22 protein-coding genes are annotated in these 22,503 nt (G+C 36.9%); 5 read left to right on the forward strand and 17 right to left on the reverse strand.

All coding sequences use genetic code 11. The annotated features are described in order from the left end of the window. Positions 1–150 precede the first annotated feature (150 nt). The 9 genes from ACEN33_RS08155 to tsaE form a co-directional block, all read right to left on the reverse strand. Positions 151–513: a hypothetical protein gene (locus tag ACEN33_RS08155; protein WP_407090343.1), complete on the reverse strand. Its 363-nt coding sequence runs from the start codon at positions 511–513 to the stop codon at positions 151–153. A 195-nt stretch (positions 514–708) separates the two neighbouring features. Further along, entirely contained in the window at positions 709–1,785 is a 1,077-nt protein-coding gene (locus tag ACEN33_RS08160) for an ABC transporter substrate-binding protein (protein ID WP_407094223.1), read from the reverse strand. After that, entirely contained in the window at positions 1,782–2,609 is an 828-nt protein-coding gene (locus ACEN33_RS08165; RefSeq protein WP_407090341.1) for an ABC transporter permease, read from the reverse strand. The genes ACEN33_RS08160 and ACEN33_RS08165 overlap by 4 nt, the downstream gene beginning before the upstream one ends. Continuing rightward, entirely contained in the window at positions 2,602–3,420 is an 819-nt protein-coding gene (locus ACEN33_RS08170) for an ABC transporter permease (protein ID WP_197105179.1), read from the reverse strand. The genes ACEN33_RS08165 and ACEN33_RS08170 overlap by 8 nt, the downstream gene beginning before the upstream one ends. A 9-nt stretch (positions 3,421–3,429) precedes the next feature. Beyond that, the gene (locus ACEN33_RS08175; protein ID WP_407090345.1) at positions 3,430–4,521 is read right to left on the reverse strand and encodes an ABC transporter ATP-binding protein; all 1,092 of its coding nucleotides are present in this window, start codon (positions 4,519–4,521) and stop codon (positions 3,430–3,432) included. Positions 4,522–4,796: 275 nt separating this feature from the next. Beyond that, positions 4,797–6,008: an acetyl-CoA C-acetyltransferase gene (locus tag ACEN33_RS08180; protein WP_407090339.1), complete on the reverse strand. Its 1,212-nt coding sequence runs from the start codon at positions 6,006–6,008 to the stop codon at positions 4,797–4,799. Between the two features lie 103 nt (positions 6,009–6,111). Next, positions 6,112–7,017: a UDP-N-acetylmuramate dehydrogenase gene (gene murB, locus ACEN33_RS08185; protein ID WP_197105181.1), complete on the reverse strand. Its 906-nt coding sequence runs from the start codon at positions 7,015–7,017 to the stop codon at positions 6,112–6,114. Positions 7,018–7,110: 93 nt separating this feature from the next. Then, complete coding sequence (locus ACEN33_RS08190; RefSeq protein ID WP_138404104.1) at positions 7,111–7,662, reverse strand: GNAT family N-acetyltransferase; 552 nt, start codon at positions 7,660–7,662, stop codon at positions 7,111–7,113. 7 nt (positions 7,663–7,669) lie between these two features. Continuing rightward, positions 7,670–8,149 carry a tRNA (adenosine(37)-N6)-threonylcarbamoyltransferase complex ATPase subunit type 1 TsaE gene (gene tsaE, locus ACEN33_RS08195; protein ID WP_407090338.1) on the reverse strand — a complete coding sequence of 160 codons (480 nt, stop codon included), beginning with the start codon at positions 8,147–8,149 and terminating at the stop codon, positions 7,670–7,672. Positions 8,150–8,303: 154 nt separating this feature from the next. Here tsaE and ACEN33_RS08200 point away from each other — a divergent pair, with 154 nt between their 5' ends. Then, entirely contained in the window at positions 8,304–8,924 is a 621-nt protein-coding gene (locus ACEN33_RS08200) for a DUF4430 domain-containing protein (protein ID WP_407094238.1), read from the forward strand. Positions 8,925–8,981: 57 nt separating this feature from the next. Here ACEN33_RS08200 and zwf read toward each other — a convergent pair whose 3' ends face one another. The 6 genes from zwf to nrdI all read right to left on the reverse strand — a co-directional run bounded on the left by zwf (position 8,982) and on the right by nrdI (position 16,715). Then, positions 8,982–10,448 carry a glucose-6-phosphate dehydrogenase gene (zwf, locus tag ACEN33_RS08205; protein WP_138404101.1) on the reverse strand — a complete coding sequence of 489 codons (1,467 nt, stop codon included), beginning with the start codon at positions 10,446–10,448 and terminating at the stop codon, positions 8,982–8,984. 497 nt (positions 10,449–10,945) lie between these two features. Further along, positions 10,946–11,926 carry a phosphate acetyltransferase gene (gene pta, locus ACEN33_RS08210; RefSeq protein ID WP_171031275.1) on the reverse strand — a complete coding sequence of 327 codons (981 nt, stop codon included), beginning with the start codon at positions 11,924–11,926 and terminating at the stop codon, positions 10,946–10,948. Positions 11,927–12,014: 88 nt separating this feature from the next. After that, the gene (locus ACEN33_RS08215; RefSeq protein WP_407094866.1) at positions 12,015–12,956 is read right to left on the reverse strand and encodes a DUF4349 domain-containing protein; all 942 of its coding nucleotides are present in this window, start codon (positions 12,954–12,956) and stop codon (positions 12,015–12,017) included. 135 nt (positions 12,957–13,091) lie between these two features. Continuing rightward, on the reverse strand, positions 13,092–14,153 hold the full coding sequence (nrdF, locus tag ACEN33_RS08220; protein ID WP_138404099.1) for a class 1b ribonucleoside-diphosphate reductase subunit beta: 1,062 nt from the start codon (positions 14,151–14,153) through the stop codon (positions 13,092–13,094). Between the two features lie 26 nt (positions 14,154–14,179). Further along, positions 14,180–16,342, reverse strand: coding sequence for a class 1b ribonucleoside-diphosphate reductase subunit alpha (gene nrdE / locus ACEN33_RS08225; protein WP_138404143.1), 2,163 nt, complete (start codon positions 16,340–16,342; stop codon positions 14,180–14,182). Then, positions 16,335–16,715, reverse strand: coding sequence for a class Ib ribonucleoside-diphosphate reductase assembly flavoprotein NrdI (nrdI, locus tag ACEN33_RS08230; protein ID WP_138404098.1), 381 nt, complete (start codon positions 16,713–16,715; stop codon positions 16,335–16,337). Before nrdI ends, nrdE begins: the two co-directional genes overlap by 8 nt. A 248-nt stretch (positions 16,716–16,963) precedes the next feature. Between nrdI and ACEN33_RS08235 the strand changes: the two genes are divergently transcribed. From ACEN33_RS08235 to ACEN33_RS08245, 3 genes are read left to right on the forward strand one after another with little or no spacing between them, the layout of a single operon-like run. Next, a complete protein-coding gene (locus ACEN33_RS08235; RefSeq protein ID WP_171031274.1) occupies positions 16,964–17,413 on the forward strand; it encodes a BlaI/MecI/CopY family transcriptional regulator in 450 nt (149 codons plus the stop codon). 33 nt (positions 17,414–17,446) lie between these two features. Beyond that, positions 17,447–17,653, forward strand: a complete 207-nt coding sequence (locus tag ACEN33_RS08240) for a heavy-metal-associated domain-containing protein (RefSeq protein ID WP_138404096.1) — start codon at positions 17,447–17,449, stop codon at positions 17,651–17,653. A gap of 22 nt (positions 17,654–17,675) precedes the next feature. Beyond that, a complete protein-coding gene (locus ACEN33_RS08245; protein WP_407094867.1) occupies positions 17,676–20,144 on the forward strand; it encodes a heavy metal translocating P-type ATPase in 2,469 nt (822 codons plus the stop codon). Positions 20,145–20,204: 60 nt separating this feature from the next. Here the strand turns inward: ACEN33_RS08245 and ACEN33_RS08250 are convergent, their stop codons facing one another. Next, positions 20,205–21,041: an NAD(P)H-hydrate dehydratase gene (locus ACEN33_RS08250; protein ID WP_407090335.1), complete on the reverse strand. Its 837-nt coding sequence runs from the start codon at positions 21,039–21,041 to the stop codon at positions 20,205–20,207. A 170-nt stretch (positions 21,042–21,211) separates the two neighbouring features. Between ACEN33_RS08250 and ACEN33_RS08255 the strand changes: the two genes are divergently transcribed. Then, on the forward strand, positions 21,212–21,853 hold the full coding sequence (locus tag ACEN33_RS08255) for an IS30 family transposase (protein WP_407090334.1): 642 nt from the start codon (positions 21,212–21,214) through the stop codon (positions 21,851–21,853). 91 nt (positions 21,854–21,944) lie between these two features. Here the strand turns inward: ACEN33_RS08255 and ACEN33_RS08260 are convergent. Next, on the reverse strand, positions 21,945–22,503 hold a 559-nt coding region (locus tag ACEN33_RS08260), incomplete at its 5' end, for a transposase (RefSeq protein WP_407094868.1).

Genomic DNA, 22,503 nt, shown 5'->3' on the forward strand with positions numbered 1-22,503 from the left:
AATTAACCATATCAGAAAGGGGGTCTTTTTTCATCACCTAATGGGTGATGAAGCAGATTACTTTAAAGACTATTAAATCAATGTTAGGAAAGACTATTAGTAAAACTATGAATTATTCAGGTTTATAGATTTTCATTATTTTAATAAATATTAATGACTTGTCACTTCAATCGTGCATAAAGATTCAACGTCAGGCAACTCCTCATTATTGATTTCAAAAGCAATAATCCACTCACCCTCAGGAATTAACCCTGCCTTAGCTTCATTGCTTGTATAGAGGTCCTTCTCGTGAATTTTAATGACACGTCTCTCGTATATTTGAGTTGTCTCTGCTCTCAAATTATAATTGCTATCATACACTAGAATTAAGTTAATGTAATCATAGGCCATTTGAAATGACAAAATAAGCCCATCTTGATCTTCAGGTACGACAAATCGTTCAATAATAAAGGATGAAGCTTTGGTAAATTTTTTCTGTGATATGTCAATATTTAGCTTGTCCAATAGCACCATTATCCATCCTCCTCTTTTGTTACTACTATCATACCAAGCTAATATAAATTTAATGAAAGTTTCTCGTAAATTTTATGTAAAGATTCTCCTTTAAGATTACAAATATATTAAATAACAACAAAAGAGGATTGAATAAATGGAAAAGTCTAATAACTCACCATCTATCAATCCTCTTATTTTTTATTGGAAAACCGTTTAGTCTCTTGGTTCGATCTTCACTTCTAAGAATAAATCATTATATTCAATTAATTTCTCTTGCCCTAATCCACGATATACTTCCAATTTATCTAAAGCATCTTCACTTGGATAAAAGGCTTCATCGGAAATGACTTCTGGATCCATTAAAGCCGTCGCCGCTTCATTCGGTGTTGAATAACCGACGTAATCAGCATTTTGCGCTGCTACTTCTGGTCGAAGTAAGAAATCAATTAAAGCATGTGCCCCTTCAACGTTTTGTGCATTATGAGGAATCACAATATTATCAAACCAAAGGTTTGACCCTTCTTCTGGTAAGACATACGCAAGTTCTGGATTCTCCCATATTGCCATGGACGCTTCTCCAGAGAACGTCACCCCAATCATCGCTTCTTCGTTACCAAGATGCATCTTCATCTCATCTGCAACAAGGGCTAATATATTTGGCATCAAAGTTTTCATCTTGTTCGTTGCTTCTCTTAATCTTGTACTATCTGTTTCATTTAATGAATAGCCAAGTGATTGTAAACCAACGCCTAAAACTTCTCTCGCCCCATCGTAAATCATAATATTATTACGGAATTTCGGATTCCACAAATCATTCCACTGTTGAACTTCACTTTCATCAACATAATTCGTATTGTAGATAATACCTAATGTTCCCCAAAAATACGGAATCGAAAAACGGTTATTCGGATCAAACTCTAAATCCAAGAACCGCGGATTAATGTTCTCTAAGTTAGGTAACAATGAATGATCAATCTCTTGTAACAAGTCTGCTTCAATCATTTGTTCAATCATATACTCACTAGGAACTGCTACATCATAACGTGTTCCGCCTTGTTCAATCTTCGTCATCATCGCTTCATTCGAATCAAAGGTTTCATAGATAACCGAATAACCTGTCTCTTCCTCAAACTGAGTCAATAATTCTGGGTCAATGTAATCTCCCCAGTTATAAAAGACAATCGTATTGCCATCTGTCAGTCCTAAACTACTTTCTAACTGATGTCTAAAACCAAATAACACAGCAACAATCAGTAAAATCGCTAATAACATGGTCATTAATTGTTTCATCGCAGACCACCTACTTTTTTATTGGCTTGTTTACGAATACGTCTTTGATCGCTCGTTTGGATTTGATAATAACCAAAGACTAAAGCTAACGCGAGTACAAACATTAATGTACTTAAAGCATTAATTTCTAAACTAATACCTGTTCGCGCTCTTGAATACACTTCGATCGAAACAGTACTAAAGCCGTTCCCAGTAACGAAGAATGTTACCGCGAAATCATCGAGTGAATAGGTAAAAGCCATAAAGAAACCAGATACAATACCACGAACAATACTTGGTATAACGACACGTGATAATATTTGCCAATGCGTCGCCCCTAAATCTTGGGCCGCAGTAATCATGTTCGGATTCATCTCATATAAACGAGGTAAAATCATTAACACAACAATTGGAATACTAAAAGCTACGTGAGCCAAAAGGACACTCCAAAAACCTAAACGAAGTGGCAATATACTAGAGAATAATATTAAGAAACTTGCCCCCATCATAACATCTGGTGTGACCATCAAGACATTATTCGTATTCAATAAAAATTGCCGCTGACTATTCAAGCGCGCATAATAAATGGCAATCGCCCCAAAAGTTCCAATCGCTGTCGCAATCGTCGCTGACAGTAAGGCAATGATAAACGTATTCATGATAAATGATAATAACCGCTGATCAGCAAATAATGTCTGATAATGTTCTAAAGTAAAGCCTGTAAAATCAGACATATTCCCAGCACTATTGAATGAATAGGCTATTAAATATCCAATTGGCAAATACAATATAATAAATACTGCGATAATGTATAAGTTTGACCACTTAAATTTTCCTTTAGTCATTACTTGCACCTCCTTGATCGTTACGGCTACGAGTAAGGAACATAACTAATACCATTGAAACCATTAAGACAACACCAATCGTGGCACCCATTCCCCAGTTTTGGGTCACTAAGAAATGCTGTTCCACTGCTGTTCCTAAGGTAATGACTCGGTTCCCACCGATTAAACGCGTTAACATGAATAAAGATAGAGAAGGGATAAATACTGCTTGAACACCACTTCTCACTCCACGCATCGATAATGGCATCACTACTCGTCTCACTGTCACCCATTCACTTGATCCTAAGTCCGTACTTGCTTCAATCAGTGAATGTGGTATCTCATCAATCGAATTAAAGATTGGCAACAACATAAACGGTAATTCAATATAGGCCGCCACTAATAAAAAGGCAATATTCGTAAATAATAACTGTTGTGATTCAAAACCTAAATTCGTTAAAAATGAATTAATTGGTCCTGTTTGACTTAAAATCCCAATAAAGGCATAGATTTTAAGTAATAAGTTTATCCACGTAGGTAAGATAATCAACAATAGCCACAAATCTTTACGCTTTGTCTTTGTTAAAAAATACGCCATTGGATACGCAATAACAAGTGTGACCAATGTGACTAAAAAAGCATATAAAAATGAGCTAGCAGTCATAACCAAATAATTTCGATTCGTAAAATAATGAATATAATTATCAAAAGTAAACTGACCGGCGATATTAAAGAATGACCGATACAATAATAAAAGAATCGGTGCAATGACAAACAATATAATCCATAAGTAATACGGTATCGCTAATAAATGATGTTTTTTCGTATTCATTGCCCACCTCTAGTCTTCATACTGTTCTAAACGGGCATCAAAATCTTCTTCAGATTCGTTGAAACGCATCACATGAATATCGCTTGGACCGAATCGCAATCCGATTCGAGAACCAGTTTCAACTTTTTTAGTTGTATGAATCATCCATTCATTATGATCTTCGTCGTAAGCAATGACTTCGTTAAAGACACCACGGAATAATTGAGTATCTACTTTAGCAATCAATTGACCTGCTTCAGGTGACGTAATTTCAACGTCTTCGGGGCGAATAACAACCTCTACCGCTTCACCACTTGGTATCCCACCATCTTCACAGTCAAACGTATGACCGACAAATTCAACCCGATAATCTTCGATCATCTTCGCAGCTACAATATTACTCTCACCAATAAAGTCTGCGACATAACGGTTAATCGGCTCATCATAAATATCGACGGGTGTTCCTGATTGAACAATTTCACCGTTATTTAAGACATAAATCCAATCCGACATAGCTAAAGCTTCTTCTTGATCATGAGTAACAAAGACAAACGTTATTCCTAAACGTCTTTGTAATTCGCGCAATTCATATTGCATGTCTGTTCGAAGTTTTAGATCTAGCGCAGACAAGGGCTCATCTAATAAAAGAACATCTGGTTCATTGATCAGTGCTCTCGCAATCGCTACACGTTGCTTTTGTCCACCTGACAACGCATCAATGTAACGCTCTTCAAACCCTTCTAAGCGCACTAAACGTAACATTTCTGAAACTTTCTCCTTAATCGTCGCTTTATCGACTCCTGTGACAGACAAGCCAAAAGCGATGTTATCAAAGATATTCATATGCGGGAAAAGTGCATAATCTTGAAAAACAGTGTTAACCTTCCGCTGATTTGCTGCAACTCTCGTAACTTCAGTACCATCGATTAAGACTTGGCCTGATGATGCTTTTGTAAACCCAGCAATAATACGTAGAATCGTTGTTTTACCACACCCTGACGGGCCTAATAAAGTATAAAATTTACCTTTCTCTAATTCCATATCAATGGATTTTAACACTTGTGTATCGTCGAAGGATTTTGTTACCCCATGCAACTCCACACTATAACCTTGTTTTACCATATGCACATTCTCCTCTGCATAAATTTTTGTCATTATTGACTCCTTTGAAACCGATTTGAAAGAAAATTTGTCTTTCGAGATGAAATTATAGCACACGGTGTTTAAGTAAGACACAATTATTTTTCCCAATATTCTACTTTTTTTAATTTGCTATAAAGCTTGATATATTAGCGTTTATAATCCTTTACAAAAAACTCAACAACTCTAGGTAAATGTTTACTAGAATTGTTGAGTTTCTCAGATGTTTTATATAATATGGACCATTTTTGGTCTGTTTACACGTTCTTAACTGCCATACTAATTCCCATGCCGCCCCCGATACATAAAGATGCCAGTCCATATTCGGACTCAGTGCGTTTCATTTCATGTATCAAGGTGGCACTTATTCGAGCTCCTGAAGCTCCAATCGGATGTCCAATGGCAATCGCACCACCATTGGGGTTTACTTTAGCCGCGAGTGCTTCATAAGTTAAGCTCGTATCTTTAGTCAATTCCTTCATAACACCGATCGATTGTGATGCAAAAGCTTCATTCAATTCAATAACATCAAACTGTTCTAAGCTTAAACCCGTCTTCTTCATGACACTATTGATTGCTTTAACTGGTCCAATTCCCATAATTTTTGGATCAACCCCACTTTGGCCAAAGCCTAACACTTCAACTAATGGTTCTAAGTTGTGTTCTTTAACGAATGCATCTGAGACAACAAAAGCAAAAGCTGCCCCGTCATTGATTCCTGATGCGTTCCCTGCAGTGACTGACCCTTCTTTATCGAAAGCCGGACGCAATTTATTTAACTTTTCTAAATTTGTTGAATGATTGATGTATTCATCTTCTTCAAATACGACCGCTTGACGACGTTGTTGAACTGTTATTGGTACAATTTCATCTTTGAATTTCCCCTCTTTTTGAGCGAGTCTTGCTTTCTCTTGCGTATTCATGGCAAATTCATCTTGTTCTTCACGAGTGATTTCAAATTTACTTGCAATATTCTCAGCTGTTATTCCCATATGAATTCCTGAAAAGGCATCTGTTAACCCATCTGTTAACATTGTGTCTTCTAAAGAAAAGGCACCCATTTTATTTCCTTTTCGAATGTTGCCTGTCGTTGCGAATTTAGCTTGGCTCATCGACTCCACTCCACCGGCAATAATACAGTCCGCATCACCTAGTTTCACATGGTTATATGCTTCATTAATGGCTTTTAGACCACTCCCACACAACATATTCACCCCATAAGCTGGTACATTGATTGAAATGCCTGCGTTAACAGAAACTTGTCGGGCAATATTTTGGCCATGACCTGCACTTAAGACATTCCCGATGATTACTTCATCCACCTTGTCTTTGACGATCGTGTCTTCTTCTAACATCTTTTCTAATAATTTTGACCCAATCTCAGCGGGTGATAAATCAGATAAACTCCCTAGAAAACTTCCTACTGCGGTTCTTTTAATTGATAATATATAAACTTTTCTCTCTTGCATAACTATTAACCCCCATCTATCTTTTTATATTATTTACAAAAAAACCAACCTAAGCAATTCTTTTACAGAATGTGTTAGGTTGGTTTTAATATATCTCATTCAATTATTCTGCTTCCCGTCCAATAATTCGAACTTCGGTTTCAAGTCTAACTGAATTTAAATTCCAGATTGTCTCTTGGATGTATTCAATCATCTCAACATAATCTGTTGCTGTGGCTCCACCTACGTTAATGATGAATCCAGCATGCTTACGAGATATCTCAGCACCACCAATTCGATGTCCTTGTAAACCAGCATCTTGAATTAACTTTCCTGTATAGTAACCTACGGGGCGTTTAAATACACTTCCACATGATGGGTACTCTAAAGGTTGCTTCGATTCACGTAATTCAGTTAAATGATCCATTTTTTCTTTGATAGCCTCTTGATCTCCAGGTTGAAGTTCAAAGGATACGCCTAAGATAATGTTATCATTCTCTTGAAAAATACTATGACGATAGGCAAATTCTGCATCTTCATTCGTATAAGTTAAAAATTGTCCTTCGCGATTGATTGCCTCAATCTTTACATTAATATCCGTTATCTCACCTTCGTAAGCACCCGCGTTCATAAATACCGCGCCACCAACACTACCTGGAATTCCACAAGCGAATTCTAAGCCAGTTAATGAATGGCGATAGGCCTCACGACTTACTTCAATAATACCTGCGCCACTCTCTGCATAAATATAATGACCATCGACTGAGATTGCATTCATATCTGTTAAAATCATGACAATACCGCGTATGCCGCCGTCTTTAACGATTAAATTACTGAGGTTACCTAGAATTGTTAACGGGGCATCAAATTCCTTTGCCCAATCAATAATTTGTTTCACTTCATCTTTTGATTTCGGAAATGCAATAACATCCGCTTCGCCGCCAGTTTTAGTATAACTGTAATCTGACAGTGCGTGGTTAAATTTTATATTTAAATTAGGGTGAGCTTCTTTTAATAGCTTATAGTCCATAACTCGACCTTTCTTTCATAATCAATACTTATCTATTCTAATTAATTATGTTTAAAAAGTAAAGTAAATCTATGATGAGAAACTCTTTGAATATTAATCAATCAACCGTTCCATGACATAAGTATCATAATAGTGAAAATCATTTCTTAAACGTTTCGATAGTGTTCCAACTATTTCAAATCCATATTTCTCATATAATTTAATTGCTCGGATATTTTTTGTTACAACTTCCAAGGTTAGCACTTTAATATCTGCGTAGCTTGCAAATTGAATCATTTCTTCAGTGAGAATTGAGCCTATGCCGTAGCCCCAATATTCTTTAATAATACTGACACCCACTTCAGCCACATGGCTTTGACGATTATTATCGATGACAGCAACTGTTGCCATACCAACTATCTGATCATCTGATTCTGCTACTAACATAATGTTATTATCTGATTCATTGTATCTCGTAATTAATTCTACTTGCTGATCCACGGTCATATTCGCCCCTTCAGGACCAACTGACAAATACGGGGTATCTTTCCCTACATGTCTTAATAAGCCTAGTATTGCCTTTGCATCGATTGGCTCTGCTACTCTAATGATTGTTTCGATTGGCTCGTCCTCTGCTTCATGTACGTATTTGTTGTAATTACTCACACAATCACTATCCTTTCCAGTTCTGAGTCCATTCTTTCCTTAATTGGTCGTAGTCATCACTTTGACCTACTGTTCGTACTTGAATTTTACGTTCATCATTGTCAACTGCCTCTAATTCAATTTCCAAATAAGTTTCTGGCATATAATCAATGACAAATTCTGCCCACTCTATTAATGTAATCGTATCATCGTCTATAAAATTTTCCAAGTCAATCGATTCAGCTCCACCCTCTTCGAGGCGATAGGCATCAATATGATTAAAAAGCTTCCCTTGTTCATCTAGTGGATAGTGCTTCACTATAGTATATGTTGGACTTTTCACCGCTCTTTTAATTCCTAAAGCTTTCGCAAATCCTTGAGAAAATGTAGTTTTACCACTTCCTAGATTTCCCTTTAAGCTAATGACTTTACCAGGTTCTATCAATTGCGCTAATTCTGCTGCGATTTGTTTCGTTTCCTCAGCAGAATGTGTAATTTTGTATGACATTATATATAATCTCCTTGTACTTCTAAAAAAATTCACGCTTTATTCTTAATAAGCCAATTATAAACAAAGTGTGTTGAAACTGCGAATCATTTGACTTTATGCCGTTTTACTGATAATTTATACCTATAACATATTAACGTAAGGAGGCAGTTTTATGAAAAAATTTATCAAATTAATTACTCTACCGACTTTAGCATTGCTACTAGTCGCTTGTCAAAGTTCGACTGAAGAACAGCCAGCAGAGAGTGCTCCAGCTGAGTCAACTGAACAAGTATCAACAGAATCTACAGAGTCAACTGAAAGTACTTCTGGAGACGCAGAAAGCGAAGCAACCGAGGAATCAGGCGCAGAACAAGGTTCTGAAGAATCAGACGCAGCAGCATCTGACAATGGTGAAGGTACAACTGAAGAAGGCGAATCTGCAACTGAAGATACAGAAGAAGCTAGCGAAACAGCAGCAACATTCGCATTCTATATATCAGGTGAAGAAGCGCCAATCGCTGAATTCTCAGTTGAAGATGCTGAAGGTCTTAGCGTTTTAGAAGCTCTAGAATCAAACGAAGAATTAACATTTAACTTCAACGAAACTGAAGGTGTTGTTGATTCAATTGAAGGCTACGAAAATGACTATACTGTAGGTAATACATGGACTTACGTATACAATGGTGAATACGCACAACTAGGTGTTGTTTCTCAAACATTAGAAGCAGGAGATGAAATTGATTGGTACTACGGTACTATCGATGAAATCCCAATTAACGTAGTTCCTGAATAAGCAATACTTTACAATTTAAAAGAGCGTCTGACTTAAATCAGACGCTCTTTTTGTATACTACTCATTTATATTTACGCGTTTAATCCACTCGTGATTATTTCTCGTCAATAATCGATCCGCGCTACTTGGTCCAAAGGACGTCGCTTGATAATTTGGAAACGCAGGATCTGACATATCATCCCATGCCACTTTAATCGCATCAGTAATGCGCCACTGTTCTTGCACTTCTTCCCAAGAACTAAACAACGTATTATCCCCTTCTAATGCATCATGTAATAAATTTTCATAAGGCGTTGGAACGTACTCTTTCCCGAATGTATTTTGGTCTGGACCAATAAATGTCGTGATTGGTTCCATATTCGATTCAATATCTTTCTGGTTTAAAACCATTGCCAAACCTTTACCAGGTTCAATATAAAAAGTGAGCCTACTTGGTGTATCGTTTGAATCACCATTTCTCTCTTTCAATATAATATCAACCGAAGAAAATTGTTCAACTAACGCTTTTCCTGTACGAACGTAAATAGGAACACCCTCCCAACGCTCATTATCGACAGATAATTGAATCGCAATGTATGTTTCCGTACTACTATCTTCCGCTACATCTGGTTCATCGCGGTAATGGTTATACTCCCCTTCAGCATCTGCTGAGTATTGACCTCTAACAACAAACTCTTTCACTTCCTCTTTCGAATATGTTGGTATTTGACTTAAGGCTGCGTGCTTCTCACTATGTATCGCATCTTTTTCTAACTTCTCAGGCAAATCCATAATAATGAATGAAAGTATTTGCAGTATATGGTTTTGGAACATATCTAACAATGCACCATTCTCATCATAGAATGCACCACGGTCCCCTACTTTTAGACGTTCAGGTAAGTTAATTTGAATGTTCTCGATAAATTTATTATTCCAAATACCTTCAATAAAGGGATTGTAGAATCGAGTTGCCAATATATTTTGGACAAAATCCATCCCAGGAAAATGATCAATTAAAAAAATCTCTTCATCATTAAATGATTTTTTTAATATTTGATAATATTCTTTAGCTGATTCTAAACTATAGCCAAATGGCTTCTCAACAACGACACGATGCTCTCCAGTTAAACCAGTAATACCTGACTCTTTTAAATTTACTGTCGTCTCATCGTAAATACTTGGAGCGATAGAATAGTAATATAAAAATCGATCGGATGTATTATGCGTCGTTGAAACTTCTTTTATTTTCGTCATGAGTTTTTCAAAATCTTGTACTTTTGTATTGTCAGCTGGTTGGTAATAAATGTGTTCTAAAAATGATTCTTCGAACTCAGTAAAATTACTCCCTGCTTCAACAGCTTTTCTTACATGTTCCTTAAATTCATTCTCAGTGAATTGAGTGCGGGCCGCTCCGATAATCGCAAATTCCTCCGTTAACTGGCCACGTTGATATAGTTGGTGAAAAGCTGGGTACAATTGTCGCTCAGCTAAGTCACCCGTTGCCCCAAACAAGACAATTAGCCCACCTACTTCAACTTTAGACATAGTATCTCCTCCATTTATATATTCTGTTTAATGCGTGCCTCTATTAAATTCTATAACAAAATATTCATCTTTCACAATAATACAACTTAGAGTACATATACTTAAGCCATTGACAGCATTAGGAATAACATGAACGTCACGGAATTATGCAAAATTTAAGTTCAGCACCATAATCACATAAATATAGAAAACTCTGTTTAATACACAGCTATCGTTGCTTATTGAAGGGAGAATGGTGAGGTACCGTAGTACCAGGACGATTGGGCATACATGAAGCCGTAGGAGCGGTAGCGACGTAAGGATTTAGTAGCACAACGAGACGGAAGCTCAATCAGCTAGCAACGCTAGATGATTAGCTGAAGCCGGTCCACTACGGTCACCGAGCCGTTCTCCCTGAAATAAGCTCTACAGTTCCCTCTCCACAACAAAAAGAGCTAGAAACACTACCGTTCGGTAGTATTTCTAGCTCTCGCTTATTTATGAGTGAAAAGACTCAATTACATGATTGCTTGGTTAGCAGTAATAATTGAAACTTTATAAACATCTTCTTCGACACATCCACGAGATAAATCAGAAACAGGTTTGTTTAAACCTTGTAAGATTGGACCAACTGCTTGGTAGTTACCTAAACGTTGAGCAATCTTGTAACCAATGTTACCTGATTGGATTTCTGGGAATACGAATACGTTCGCTTTACCAGCAACTTCTGATTCAGGTGCTTTTTTATCAGCAACTGATTCAATATAAGCTGCGTCAAATTGTAATTCTCCATCGATAGCTAAGTCAGGAGCCAATTCTTTCGCAATACGAGTAGCTTCAGCGACTTTGTCAACTTCTGGTGAAGCTGCAGAACCTTTAGTTGAGAAACTTAATAAACCAACTTTAGGATCGATATCGAACATTTTAGCTGTTTGAGCACTTTCTACAGCAATTTCAGCTAATGATTGTGCATCTGGGTTAATGTTAATCGCACAGTCAGCAAAGATTAAACGTTCACCATCATTGTTAGGTGGAACCATAACAAACGCACCACTTGTTAATTTAACACCTGGGCGAGTTTTGATGATTTGTAGTGCTGGACGAACAGTATCACCTGTTGAGTATTGAGCTCCACACACTAATCCATCTGCTAAGTCCATGTAAACTAACATTGTTCCGAAGTAAGCATTGTCACGTAACATTTCACGTGCTTGCTCTTCAGTGTTTTTACCTTTACGACGTTCTACGAAAGATGCGATCATTGCATCGAATTCGTCATAGTTGTTAGGATCGATGATTGTTAAATCACCAGTGTTCCAGTTACGTTCTGTAGCAATTGCTTCAACTTCAGCAGGATTTCCTAATAAAATTGGTTCTACTAATTTATCTGAATGTAGACGAACAGCTGCTCCTAAAACACGTGGATCAGTAGCTTCAGGGTAAACAATTTTAACCTTTTTTCCTTCAATCTTCTGTGATAACGATTTAAACATATCCATTCTAGATATTCCTCCCATAATTTAACTTTATAATAAACGCTTACTACTTAATATTACACGTTTTTTACAATTTTTGAAACTGTTTTACTCAATCTTCTGTATTAAAGTTGTTCTTTTCTCTATTAGCCTCACTTATAGCTTTCTTTTTCCTCTTTGGTAAGACATCTTTAATTTTTCTAAACAATGGACGCAAGACATATCGTATGATTAATATTATGATAATAATCACGATGATGTAAGGGATTAAGAATATAATTGTTAAAATCCCCCATTGGAAAGCTTCAATTGAATTTTCCCAAGTATCGTTAAAGGCTGCGACAATTTGATTCCAGAAAGTCAATTGACTTTCACTTCCATCAGATAACTCAACAACTTCTTGTAAATTCAAGTGTATCGTTGCATTTTCAACTTCTGCGGAGACAGAAGATTGTTCTGCTAATAAACTATCCCGACTCGCAATTGCTTCTTCTAAAGCGCCTTGGATTTCAATTAAATCCGTAACGGACTCTGCTTGATCATTAAGTTCATTCAGTCGGTCAATTCTAGAATCAATCGCTTCGATACGAATTTCAATATCTTGAACTTGTTGGGTTACATCTTGAGAACCGCGTGATAGTTGAATAAGTTGAGCTTGGTCATTGTTTTCAAACTGTGTAAGCGTCTCTTCATAATTGTCTCGAGGAACTCTGATCGTCAAACTTAATGATGTGAGCGACTGAGAACTTTCTGCATAACTGTATTCATTCATTGATTCATCTTGATATTGAATATAAGCATTATTGGCCTCAATAATTTCTTCAATACTTTGCTTCGCTTCATCATAACGAATCGTTTGATAAATCACATTGGCCGCGTAGATAATATCTCGATCTTCATTTGTTTGTTGGCGACTGACATTTTCGTCAGTTTCTTGGGCCATTTCGGTTGTGTAGTTGGCGTCAGGATACGTAGTAGTTGACTGTTCTTGAGATTCACATGCATATAGGAAAAATACAGTTAGAAACAATATTCCCCATTTCCATTTCTTCACGCTATCACACCTCTCTTATACTTCATTATAAAGGGTTTTCATGCCTAAAACCACTAATTACATGTTGACTGGCTTTTTGAACATAAAAAACTCAATGAAGAATCACTTTTGTGATCCCTCATTGAGTTTATAAGTTTAATCTGTTGCTTTTGCTGACGCTTGAGCGTTTTTCGCTTCTTCACGGCGACGTTTCTTCTCTTGACGGTATTGCATACGTTGTTTGCGACGGTCATTAATTGCCCATTGCTTGTAGTCATTATCTTCCATAGCCTGAACTTCTCCAAGTAGGTAACCATTCCCAACTTGTGAGAAGAAGTCATGGTTACTTGTTCCTGTTGAGATACCATTCATAACAATCGGATTCACATCTTCAGCTGTATCAGGGAATAAAGGTTCGAAGCCCATATTTTGTAAAGCTTTATTCGCATTGTAGCGAACAAATGTGTTTACGTCTTCTGTCCAACCTAATTCATCATATAAATGAGACGTGTATTTTTCTTCATTTGAATATAATTCAAATAGTAAGTTAAAGACCCAGTTTTTTAATTCTTCTTGTTCTGCTTCGCCTAACTCATTGTAGCCTAATTGGAATTTATAACCAATATAAGTTCCGTGAACAGATTCATCACGTAGGATAAGTTTAATGATTTCAGCTACGTTAGGTATTTTGTTGTTTCCTAAATACCATAATGGTGCGTAGAAACCTGAATAGAATAAGAATGATTCAAGTAGGACACTTGCCGCTTTCTTTTGTAGCGGTGTACCATTTTGGTACGCATCATTAATTTTATCCGATTTGAATTGGATTAATTCGTTCGTATTCGTCCAATCAAAGATTGAGTCAATTTCTGAGTTTGTATTCAATGTAATAAAAATCGTTGAATACGATTTAGCATGTACTGCTTCCATAAAATGGATATTACTTAAAACAGATTTTTCATGTGGTGTTCTTGCATCATCTAATAAGACAACAGCCCCTTCTTCAGATTGCAGTGTATCTAAAAGTGTTAACCCACCAAAGACTTTCCCTAACATATCTTGTTCTGCTTTTGAAAGACGACGCCAATCATCTAAATCATTCGATACTGGAATACGTGTATCTAACCAAAATTGCTCAGTCAGCTTTTCCCAAGTTAATTTATCAACGGTATCTTCGATATCATTCCAATTTATCGCTATGTAATTTGGTTCTACCATGCATTTATTCTCCTTTATAAAACTTATTAAATTGAACAGCTCTCGCAATAATTACTTCCAATTTCATCGCCATCATCCGTAAATGTACGAACATAGTAAATTGATTTAATGCCTTGGTTCCAAGCATAGTTACGTAGGATATTTAAATCTCTCGTGTTCATCTTTCTTTCACCAGGACGTTTCCAAGGATAAAGCCCTTCAGGTAATTCTGAACGCATGAACAACGTTAAAGACATTCCTTGATCGATATGTCTTTGAGCCGCTGCATACACATCGATGACTTTACGCATATCAATATCGTAAGCTGACTCATAGTAGTCAATCGTATCATTTGATAATTGTGGCGCTGGGTAATATGTTTTACCCGTTTTCTTCTCTTGACGCTCTTCAATTAGACGTGTAATTGGGTGTAAGCTCGCACTTGTCTCGTTTACATATGAGATACTTCCAGTTGGTGCAATCGCATGACGGTAAGCATGATATAGTCCATCTTTTTGAACCATATCTCTTAACGCTTCCCAATCTTCTGCAGTTGGAAGTGGCACATTTTTCATGATTTCTTTTACTTTTTCATCTTCAATAACAAATGGTTCTTCAATATAACGATCAAAGTATGAACCATTAGCATAATCAGAATTTTCAAAATTATAGAAAGTTTCACCACGTTCGCGTGCAATTTGATTACTTGATACTAATGACCAGTAGTTTAACGCATAGAAATATGCTTCTGTTAATTCTAATGACTCATCAGATCCGTAATAGATTTGATTAATTGCGAATAACGTATGAAGTCCCATGCCACCTAAACCGATGGTATGATTTAATTCATTCCCTCTACGCACACTTGGTACAGCATCGATACTGGTATGATCTGTAATGAATGTTAAACCACGGACAGCTGTATCCACTGATTTAGCAAAGTCAGGTGAATCGACCATATTCACAATATTTGTAGAACCTAAGTTACAACTAATATCAATTCCTTCATCTTCAAAGGTTTGGTCATCATTAATAATTGATGGTTGTTGAATTTGTAAAATTTCTGAACATAAGTTAGACATTACAATGCGCCCATCAATTGGGTTCGCATCATTGGCTGTATCAATATTAATAATATATGGATAGCCTGATTCTTGTTGTAATTTACTTATTTCGTTCTCTAATTCACGTGCTTTGACTTTGTATTTACGGATTTCTTTATTTTGAACCATGTTCTCATACTCTTCCGTAATATCCACATAAGCAAAAGGCTCGCCATAAACACGTTCAACATCATAAGGACTGAATAAGAACATATCAGCATCTTCTGCAACTAATTCATAAAATTTATCCGGAACCGTTACTCCAAGCGATAAAGTTTTCACACGGATTTTCTCATCCGCATTTTCTTTCTTAGTTGATAAGAAGCGGACAATGTCTGGATGGAAGATTGATAAATAAACCGCTCCAGCACCATTTCTTTGTCCTAATTGATTGGCGTAGCTGAATGAATCTTCAAATAATTTCATAACTGGTACAACACCTGAAGCCGCGTTTTCGATTTTCTTAATCGGTGCGCCTTCTTCACGTAAGTTTGATAAGTTTAGACCTACGCCTCCACCACGCTTACTTAATTGTAAGGCAGAGTTGATGCTACGTCCGATTGAGTTCATATCATCACTAATCTCAATTAAGAAACAAGATACCATCTCACCACGACGTTTACGTCCAGCATTTAAAAATGTTGGTGTTGCAGGTTGGAAGCGTTGAGCGATTAATTCATCACGTAAATTTGTTGCAAGAACTTCGTCCCCGTCCGCTAAGAATAAGGCATTAAACACAATACGATCTTCGAAACGTTCTAAGTATCTTTCCCCATCATTCGTCTTTAAAGCGTACTGGTTATAAAACTTATGTGCGCCCATAAATGATTTGAAACGGAATTTCTTCTCATAAGTTGTTTGCATTAATTTCTTAATGAATTCACGGTCATACTTATTTAAGAAACCTACTTCTAAGTAGTCATGTTCAATTAAATAATCTAATTTTTCATCTAATGTATAGAAAAACACAGTATTAGGGTTCACATGCTCTAAGAAGAATGCACGCACCGCCTCTTTATCTTTCTCTAATGGGATTTTATTGTCTACTGGAATATTTAATTCGTTATTTAATTTGAAATATGTAATTTCATTGGGTGCTTTAGACATAGTTGGTGTTTTCAATTTCAGTCACAATCTCCTTCACTTTTTTTACATCATTATCCGAGCCTTGAAACTCAAATCGATACAATAATGGAACATCATAATCGAGTGCAATATCTTCTGCTGTAAAGCAGTAAAGCTCATTAAAATTTCGGTTTCCTGCGCCGATGACGCCCTGACAATATGATAAATTATCGCCAGTCTCTAGGAAATCATTCAAAATATCAGTCATTTCAATTGCATATGTTGGTGCGATCATAATAAAGTTTTCGTCTATTTCAGAAAATGCATTCACTTCAGACAACTCCAAAGAGTCCATTTCTAACTTTTCAACAAAACGTCGTGTATTGCCTATGACAGACATATATATAATTTTCATCACTACACCGTCCTCTTTAATACTATATATTAGCATGGTTACCTTCAAAATTAAACCTTGAATAAAACTAAATATTGTGCTTCAAGATTCGACCCAATACTATATATTGTGTCTATGCGTTTTATAATCCATAGTTCTAGTATATTTAAATAAATTTAAAAAGCTTGTAATTTGCTCTTGCTTTATTCAGGTTACACGTGTAAACTAAAGTTAGGTTACAAATGCAACCCCGTGTTAGGAGGGAAATTATGACTGAACAATTAAGTATTCAAGATTTAAACATTTCCGATTCAGAATGGGAAGTGATGCGCGTGTTATGGGCAGATGCTCCTTTAACAAGTCGAGAAATCATTGACCGGGTGTTAGACATTCTCGATTGGAAAGAAGGAACGGTAAAATCACTCATAAACCGTTTAGTAAACAAAGAAAATATTCAAAAAATAAAAACCGATACGGTTTTAAAATACAAACCAGGTATTTCAGAACTCGAGGCCAATCGTTTAAAAGCCGATAAAGTCTTCGACTCGATATGTACGAAAGAACGCGGCAGCCTCATTAGTCACCTTGTTGACACAAATCAATTATCGCAAGATGAAATTCAGGAGCTAATATCAAAACTCCAAACAAAAGCACTCACAGCACCAGAAGAAGTAGCTTGTGAATGTGCTGTTGGACAATGCCACTGTCATTTACATTAATAAATAATAAATTAAATAAAAGGAGACATTAATATGAAAAAAGAACAATTTGAAGTCGCAGGTATGGGATGTATGAATTGCAGTAAAACAATCCAAAACACTTTATCAAATCTTGATGGTGTATCTGAAGCCACGGTCGATTTTGCCAATAAAACAGCAGATGTTACATATGATGATACTGTTGTTTCAAAAGTTGGCATGCAAACAGCTGTAACTGACGCTGGTTACCAATTACTTTAATTAAGAATAGGAGGTTTATTTATTGAAAACTTATGCCATTGAAGGCATGCACTGTGCTGCATGCGCGACTTCTGTTGAAAAAGCTGTGAATAAATTGGATGGTATCAATGAAGCCTCAGTGAATCAATTAACAGAAAAAGTAAGTGTCGACTTTGATGAGTCAAAACTATCACTCGATGATATTTCTAAAGCGGTATCCGACGCAGGCTATACGTTGGTTACTCAAACTGAACCTGCTCGTTCAGATGATACTTTTCAAAACTTTTCTGTGACTGGAATGACTTGTGCGAGCTGTGCACAAACTGTTGAAAAAGCAGTGGCGAAACTCCCACAAGTTCACTCTGCTTCCGTTAACTTAGCTACTGAAAAATTATCTGTAACTTGGGAAGAGACTGCAGACGCTCAATTAATCCAAGAAACCGTGGCTGATGCAGGTTATCAAGCTGAGCTAGCATTAACTGCCAAAGAGCAGTACGAAGTAGATCAAGCACGTAAAGAAACTAAGTTAAACTCGATGAAACAAACATTAATTAAGATGGCTATCTTTACCATCCCCCTTTTCATACTCACTATGGGTCCAATGGTTGGAATGCCTTTACCGCAAGTGATTGATCCAAGTATTCATCCGGGGGCCAATGCGGTATTACAATTAATATTAACGACTCCCGTCTTATATTTTGGTTTCGATATATTTAAACGGGGGTTCAAAACATTATTTAATGGACATCCAAATATGGATTCTTTAGTTGCTGTTGGTACGGGTGCGGCATACTTACAAGGAATCGTGATGACTGCTTTAATCCTTTTTGGACAAGTGAATACGCATGATCATTTAGAATTATACTTTGAATCGGCCGCAGTCATCTTAACTTTAATGACCTTAGGTAAATATATGGAAGAACTGGCTAAAGGACGAACATCCTCAGCGATTAAAAGCTTAATGGAATTAGCTCCCGATACAGCTCGTGTCGTACGTGAGAACGGAGAAGTTGAGACGATTCCTGTTGAAATGTTGAATATTGGAGATATTATCCAAGTTCGACCTGGTGAAAGCTTACCTGTCGATGGTGAAATGGTTGAAGGTCATTCGAGCATTGATGAGTCCATGTTAACAGGTGAAAGTCTACCTGTTGAAAAAACAGTTGGTGACTTAGTCACTGGCGCAAGTATCAATAAGATGGGAGCTTTTAAATATAAAGCTACTCGTATTGGACAAGATACGATGATTTCTCAAATCGTTCGTATGGTTCAAGATGCTCAAGGTTCTAAAGCACCAATTGCGAAATTAGCCGATGTTATCTCAGGATACTTTGTACCTATCGTTATTATTATTGCGATTCTATCTGGTTTATTCTGGTTCTTTGTGATGGGTGAACCACTGAATTTCGCTTTAAATATCTTTATTAGTGTTTTAATTATTGCTTGTCCTTGCGCCCTAGGTTTAGCGACTCCCACAGCAATCATGGTTGGGACTGGAAATGGCGCGAGCCAAGGTATCTTAATTAAAAACGGACAAACGCTTGAGAACATACATAACGCAACGACTGTTCTATTAGATAAGACCGGAACGATTACAGAAGGTGAACCAACTGTTACAGATTTCATCATTAACGAAGGCTTTGATAAAGATGACATCTTACAACTGGTTGCTTCAGCAGAATCGGTTTCTGAACATCCACTAGGATCAGCCATTGTGAAGTATAGTGAAGAGAAAGAAATTAACTTACTGCCAACCGATCACTTTGAAAGCATAACTGCACGCGGAATTAAAGCAGACATAGCAGGCAGAGAAATTGCGATTGGGAATAAAAAATTAATGGACTCTCTAAGTGAAGTACCTAGTTCATTAGAGGCACAAGTCAAACAATTAGCCAATGAAGCTAAAACACCGATGTATATTGCTTTAGATAATGAAGTGATTGGAATTGTTGCTGTTATGGACCCTATTAAGGAAACATCGAGCCAAGCAATTAAAGAGATAAAAAACTTAGGTCTTGAAGTTATTATGGCCTCTGGTGACAACCAATACACAGCCAATATTGTTGGGGAAGAACTTGGTATTGACCGCATTCTAAGTGAAGTCATGCCAGAAGATAAATCTGCTATTGTGCAAGAGTTACAAAATGCAGGTAAGAAAGTGATTATGGTTGGGGATGGTATTAATGATGCGCCTGCTTTAGCTCAAGCAGATATCGGGATGGCAGTTGGTTCTGGTACCGATGTAGCTATGGATTCGGCTGATACCGTCTTAATGCATGATGATTTACGTGATGTCCCAAAAGCTATCAGCTTAAGTCATGCAACCATTCGTAACATTAAGCAAAACTTATTCTGGGCCTTTGGATACAATACGATTGGGATTCCAATCGCGATGGGCTTACTTTACCTCTTCTTCGATGGACCTTTATTAAGTCCAATGTTCGCTGCGGCTGCGATGAGTTTAAGTTCAATTTCTGTACTACTCAATGCCTTACGTTTGAGAAATAAATAATTATTTACATATAAAAGGCTACTGACCGGATTACTCGTCAGTAGCCTTTTATGCACTTGTTTAATATTTTGCGTCTGCAAAGGTTCTCATCATTTTTGGTAATTCTCGAATCACTTGCGTTGGTAATGTGACATAATGAGTTTCTGCTAATTGATCCGCAATGTAGCTATGAATGAACACAGCTGAAAGAATTGCTTGTTTGACATTCGGTATTTGTCCAATGAAACCAGCTAGAATCCCAGTCAACGTATCTCCCATCCCGCCGGTCGCTTGTGAGGGGTTACCTGTTGTGTTTTCAAAGACATCCGAGTCAATATACACTTGTGTAGGTGATCCTTTTAACACAACTGTGCTTTGTAAATCCTTCTGAGCTTGTTGATTACTATCTACTGTTAATTTATTTTTATCTAGACCTGTAAGCCTCTGCCACTCACCGAGATGAGGTGTGAAGATACAATGGGCATTGGTTTCTCGCTTGACTTTCCCTTCACCAAGCAGCGTAATCGCATCAGCATCGATAATTAGATATTGCTCGTTAGTCGCTGATTTGAGAATCGTTTCAAGGATTGTTTGGCTCACTTCGCTTAGCCCTAAACCCGGCCCAATCACAATCACATCTTTGTCTTTTACTGCTTGAATCAAGCTTTCAGTTTCGTACATATTAACAAACATAATTTCTGGCGCATGCGTATGTAAGCTAGTCCGGTTCACTGGATCCGTCGCGACAGTCACTAATCCTGCGCCAGAATACAAAGCAGCCAGACCACTCATGATAATGGCTCCACCCTTTTCATGATTACCTCCAACACATAATATGCGCCCCATTTTATTTTTATACGTATCTTTATCTCTGATAGGTATTGTGTCTACGACTATTTCTTTAGTAATTTTCTTCATGTTTACCCCCCTTTGCCTTCTCATTATACAAAAAAGAGAGTGTTAACACTCCCTTTTCAAATTTATTATTATATGATGAATTGTAAAATTAAGTGCGACAAATAAAGAAACCCATAACAGGTTCGTGTAAAATGTTAGTAACGACAAAAACATAAACACGGAGGTCTGTTATGAGCTACACATATCTTACCATAGAGGAACGTTCAAAAATAGAAATACTCTATCAAGAAGGCTTTAAAATTAATCGCATTGCCCAATTAATCGGGCGCCATCGGTCAACGATTTATCGAGAACTTAAACGATGCCCTTCAGATCAATACCAAGCTCTGGATACCCATGAAGGTGCCAATCAACGTGCACGTCTTAAGGGTAGAAATCCTAAGTACACGTTCGGGCTACTTAAAGACATTCAAGATAAATTAGAATGTACATGGTCACCTGAACAAATTGTTGGACGAGATTATCAGGGAAAACTTTCCTTTAAATCCATCTATAACTGGATTTACCAAGATATCTTAAAGGTGCCCCTAACTGTCTTAAGACACAAAGGAAAAAGTCGAGAGCCTCAAGAAACGCGAGGAAAGTTTAATATCGGCACTCCCATCTCAAAACGCCCCAAATCTGTGAAGAATCGAAAAGAGTTCGGGCATTGGGAACTCGACACAGTTGTTTCTTCTCGAGGCAAGAGTAAAGGCTGTTTTGCGAGCTTTGCAGAACGAAAAAGCCGTATATATATCAATGTCATTAAGTTAAGGGGAAATGAATTCCTATCGTTATATAAAGACGCCTCTTCTTCACATGAAATAGTGTGAAGAAGAGGCGTCTTTGGCTTTTTTTATTCTAAACAAGTTATTTTTCTATTGGAAGGCATGTCAAATAAGTCTTCTGCTTTTCAAAAAAAAATTATCTATAATGAAAACCAACAAAGCCTCTTCGGAATTTTAATCGTTCAAACTTCCTACCTTCTCGAATTGGAAGGATATAAGATGAGATTAATCGCATAATATCTATCGACATGTCATTTAAATATCGGCGATATAGCCTAAAAGCCATCTTAACATTTACCTGATAATCCCAATGTCGTTTCTTTTTAGGAAATTTTACTTGTCCAACTAACCTCATGGTGAAATTGTAAGTAATTAATCTTGCATATATTTCTTGATAGATTTGGCTGCTTTCTTTTGTATGTAAGTATTCTAAATCAACTGAATGCTTTAAATCACGAAAAGAAGTCTCAATTCCCCACCGTAAATGGTATAATTCTTTTAAGTCATTGGGTGTAAAGTTGTCATCAAGATTTGTTATCAAGCACTCGTAGGTGCTTTCACTTAGCTTGAGTCTAACCACTCGGAAACGTATTTCGTAATAATCCTTACTGCCTCGTTTTAAAAAATCAAACTTAGACGTGGTTGATAGGAACCGAAAAGATGGATCGTCTTTAATCGCTTTGGTTCGGGAGTAG

The organism is Ruoffia sp. FAM 24228 (genome assembly GCF_045528575.1).
GTDB classification, from domain to species: domain Bacteria; phylum Bacillota; class Bacilli; order Lactobacillales; family Aerococcaceae; genus Ruoffia; species Ruoffia halotolerans.